The sequence below is a fragment of the Methanospirillum sp. genome (genome assembly GCF_035560735.1).
GTDB lineage: Archaea > Halobacteriota > Methanomicrobia > Methanomicrobiales > Methanospirillaceae > Methanospirillum.
In genome coordinates, this window is the sequence record NZ_DATMYY010000379.1 from 1 (window position 1) to 4098 (window position 4098).

At 43.1% G+C, this 4098-nt stretch carries 4 protein-coding genes; 1 reads left to right on the forward strand and 3 read right to left on the reverse strand.

The window, feature by feature from the left end:
• Window positions 1-60: 60 nt before the first annotated feature.
• Together VN429_RS11200 and VN429_RS11205 are read right to left on the reverse strand one after the other, a co-directional pair.
• The gene (locus tag VN429_RS11200) at window positions 61-822 is read right to left on the reverse strand and encodes an ATP-binding protein (RefSeq protein WP_325633330.1); all 762 of its coding nucleotides are present in this window, start codon (window positions 820-822) and stop codon (window positions 61-63) included.
• Between the two features lie 14 nt (window positions 823-836).
• On the reverse strand, window positions 837-1622 hold the full coding sequence (locus tag VN429_RS11205) for an ATP-binding protein (RefSeq protein WP_325633332.1): 786 nt from the start codon (window positions 1620-1622) through the stop codon (window positions 837-839).
• A 154-nt stretch (window positions 1623-1776) separates the two neighbouring features.
• Here VN429_RS11205 and VN429_RS11210 point away from each other — a divergent pair, with 154 nt between their 5' ends.
• Window positions 1777-2625 carry a cupin domain-containing protein gene (locus VN429_RS11210; RefSeq protein WP_325633334.1) on the forward strand — a complete coding sequence of 283 codons (849 nt, stop codon included), beginning with the start codon at window positions 1777-1779 and terminating at the stop codon, window positions 2623-2625.
• Between the two features lie 22 nt (window positions 2626-2647).
• On the opposite strand, the gene VN429_RS11215 is transcribed toward VN429_RS11210, so the two are convergent.
• Window positions 2648-3658 (reverse strand): NADH:flavin oxidoreductase, encoded by a 1011-nt coding sequence (locus VN429_RS11215; RefSeq protein ID WP_325633336.1) that lies wholly within the window; start codon window positions 3656-3658, stop codon window positions 2648-2650.
• Between the last annotated feature and the right edge of the window lie 440 nt (window positions 3659-4098).

A 4098-nucleotide genomic window follows, 5' to 3' on the forward strand; every position in this document is an offset into this window, starting at 1 on the left:
TGGTTGTACTGATTTGTATCAATCCAATGGTATATTATGAACGTATAGCCCTATGGTGTCTCAATACCCTGCGGATTCAAGAATTTGCTGTACTGAAGCAGGTCCCGGAAGATCTACAGGCAACCCAATCAATGGAAGTCCTTCAATTACCCGTTTTGCAACTACTTCATCAAACTCGATCTTCCCCAGGTACCGGATCTCACTGATTTCTTTTGCACGAGTGGCAAGTCCTTGAGGGAACAGGAATCCTCCGATACTGGAAAAATTTTTCCAATGGATTCCCGACTCTTCAGCAACTCTTTTTGCCCTGATTAAGTGGGAGAATGATTTACTGGATGGGCCGATGACGTCAAATATCTCATCAACATCGGCAGTGACTCGACGATTCAGATGTTCAAGGCCCCCGGGAGCATCAATAAGGACATATTTGTATTGCTTGGTCAGTCTTGAAAGAGCATCCCGCAACGCTGCATCAGGCATACAATAGCACCCTTCAACCCATTTGGTTCCAAGCGCAAGGAAATCAAAGTTTTTCCCTTCGTACAGTCCATCTCTCCATATCCGGTGTTCAATTCGTTCAGAGGGAGCAACTCCTATGGTAGTTCCACCTTTGCCAATGAATGTATCTTCAAGAAGTTCGGCTACTGTCTTACGTCCTTCTGCTTCAAGATCCACACCAACCATCTCTCCCAGATTCTGATCAGGATCAAGATCGACGAGCAAGAGTGGGGTGTCCCCTTTCCTGATAAAATAATCAGCAATCAGGCTTACAAAACTTGTTTTGCCGGTGCCTCCCCGGCCCATTGTGACAATAATCTTCATGGTACTATCAAATGCTAGCCGGACAGAAAATTCTGTTCAAGGATCTCTGCAAGAGTTCGAACTGCTGCCACCGCTTTATATTCTATTTCAGTTGTCACTGATTTTCCTATCATCCCTGATGTAAGAATATCCTGATCATATGGAATATGTGCCAGGATCGAAACATTATGTTGTCTGGCTGATTCCCTGATTCTATTCTCAACTTCCGGGCTGGTCACTCTATTTGCTACATATGCAATGTTTGGAATCCCAGACGGTTTGGCAAGGTCTGTGATTCTGCCTGCTGTTAGTAATGATGCCTGATGTGCATCGGTTATGATCAAAAGGATATCAACATTCTTCGCAGTACCTCTTCCCAGATGTTCCACTCCTGCCTCCATATCCATAATAAGGACTTCATTGCGCTCGACAATGAGATGAGACATCAGTGTCCGGATGAGGTTATGAGCCGGGCATGCACATCCTGTTCCCATTGCCCTGATCATTCCCATAACAAGGAGTTTCACTCCGCATGGGGTTGAAACAGCTTGGGATGATACAATGTCATCTACAGTATATGATAATTTGAAGACACCCGGAAAATCTGTTTTTGTCTTCTCATCAATGAGGTTTTGATTTTCTGCTATTGGAAGAATCCGGGATGTATCTTCTGGTGACATGCCGAGCATAAGGGCCAGGTTTGGTGATGTGTCAGCATCTATTGCTATAGTTTTCAGGCCTTTTGCAGCATACATACAGGCAAGTGTTCCGGCAATGAATGTCTTTCCGACTCCACCTTTTCCTGCTATTGCTATCTTCATTGGTATTACCTGTGATTAATACAGTATCTGCTTAATCGTTCAATATGATGGTTATTCATAGAGTACCCCTGAAATAATGGTCCATGATCTTACCTTCGTTATGAGGTCAAATTTTCAATTGAAAAATTTATTATGTTCCAGCAATATTATTCGTATGGATCTGAATCGCATCGTTACATACCTTATTATTTCCCTTGTTATTCTTCTGTCTTCTCAGGTATGTTTTGCAGAAACAGGTAATGAAAGCCCTGCTAACGGTAAAGTTATTCTCGCTAGTGATTTGAACCAAAATTTATCCCAGAATCCGGCGGGGATAGACATCCTTGATCTGCTGAACCAGTCTGGGTCAAGTGGAACACCTGCATCTGTCAGGATTATTCAGGTAAATCCGGGAGCTGTATACACCCCCAGTGCAGCCAATTCTGCTCCCGATGCGTTATATCTGATCTCTGGAAATGCCAAGGTATCAGCTGACACATTATCTGTCAATGCAAAATCCGAGGATACTGTTGTCGTTCCAGAAGGATCTTTGTTTGACGTAGAAAACATTGGAAATGAGACTCTTACCTTTATATCTGCTCTTTCATCACCAGTCCCGGTTCAGGAAACAGGAAAACAGAATATATATAAAATAGCCTTTGATGGAGTTTCCCCGATCCTGTTTGGTAATGAAACTGACAACGCCAGTTTCAGTGTTAATCGGATTCTTGACACAAATGGTGATGCTCTTCCCTTATCATTTGATTTAGCTGTCGTTTCTGTTCCGATGGAGCATACAATTGGCTCACATTATCTTATAAGCGGAGAGATTGGGTATATGCTTGAAGGTTCAGGTGAGATAACGATTGGGTGTGTTCCGCACACTATTAAAAAAGGGGATATTTTTTACATTCCTTCTAAGGCTGAACAGCAACTGACTGCATCAACAGACATGAAATACGTCCTTCTCACCGATCCCTTTTATAAACCAAGTGAGGATTTCTCGGTTTCATCATCCTGCTAAACCAGGACACCCTTTTTTCATTTTACCTGAATGGGCAGACAATTGCATCCTGTTTTCGGCATGCATCACATGACGTGCATGCCGCTTCAGTATCGGGATGTTCCTTCCATGTCTGAACCAGGTCTGGCTCTCTGATGAAGGGCCGGGACATGGAAAAGTAAGCAATATTTGTAGTGTTCAGGATTTCACTCATAACTACCGGATTCCTGTTCATACCAACCATGATTACCGGGGTTTCTATCGCTTTTGCAATCATGGCTGCATAATCTCTGAATACGGATTCTGAATATTTTCCCCTTGGTGGAAGAGGAAGTCCTTTCCCAGCTCCGCCGGTTATTTCAATTCCATCAATTCCTCTGGCTGATAACTGGGTGCACGTATATTGGCAGGCTTCAAAAACCCCGTCATCTTCATCCTCAAAATCTCCACAGTTGATCTTGATAAAAATCCCAAAATCCATACCAACCCTTGAACGAACCTCGTCATATATCTCAAGAATAAATCTGCCCCGGTTTGCAACCGAACCCCCGTACATATCAGTTCGTGTGTTCTTTTTTGAGCTTAAGAACTGGCTTAAAAAGTATCCATGCCCTGCGTGAATCTGGATTCCATCAAAGCCAGACTTTTTCGCTCGAATTGCTGCCTCACCATATGCCCGTGAGATTGAGTATAGTTCATGAAGGGTGGACCCGCCAGGTGTCTGCCAGTCTCCACCTCTTCCAACAAAGGTGATCTGCATTATAACCGGAACATCATATTGATGAACAATTGACGTCAGGCCCTGATAATCTGGAATAAATGAGTCATCAGCGATACTCATCATGCCCGGAAGTCCTGTTGGATCAGGGACTATGGTGGTTGCTCCGGTAATGATCAAACCTACCCCTCCCCTGGCGAGTTCATCATATACTTTGATCAGGCGTTCGGTGGGATGTCCAGACTGGTCGGCCATTGCTTCCCAGGTGGCTGATCTGATGAATCTGGTTTTCAGAGTTAGAGAGCCTATTTTTGTTGTATCAAACAGGGTTCGCATGATTTATTCACCAACCATAATTTGGGGTATATTCTGTTCCATCTCTATAGGTTGGTTTATAATTGGCTGACCATCTGTGTTCACATCCACTTCCTGAATGCAATCTACCAAATTAAAGAGAGAAAATTGTGAGATGTTTCTCATTACTATCTTTTTCATAGTGATGGTATTTGTATGGGTCAGATTCGTATAGGTTACACTGGGAAGGTAGAGATACTCAGTTACCAGTTGGACAGGTGGGTTGATTACCAGAATCTCCGGATTCACGAATAGATGCCGTTCCTGCTCATTTGTTTATTATTGTAATTCTGTTGCTACATGCACCAGAGATTTCAAATCCAAGTATCAGATCTCCTGTTTAATTGAACCAGGTATATTCTTCCACTTCATTTGGGAATTTCACTGTGAATTGTCGCTGGTCTATAGATCACAATATAGAT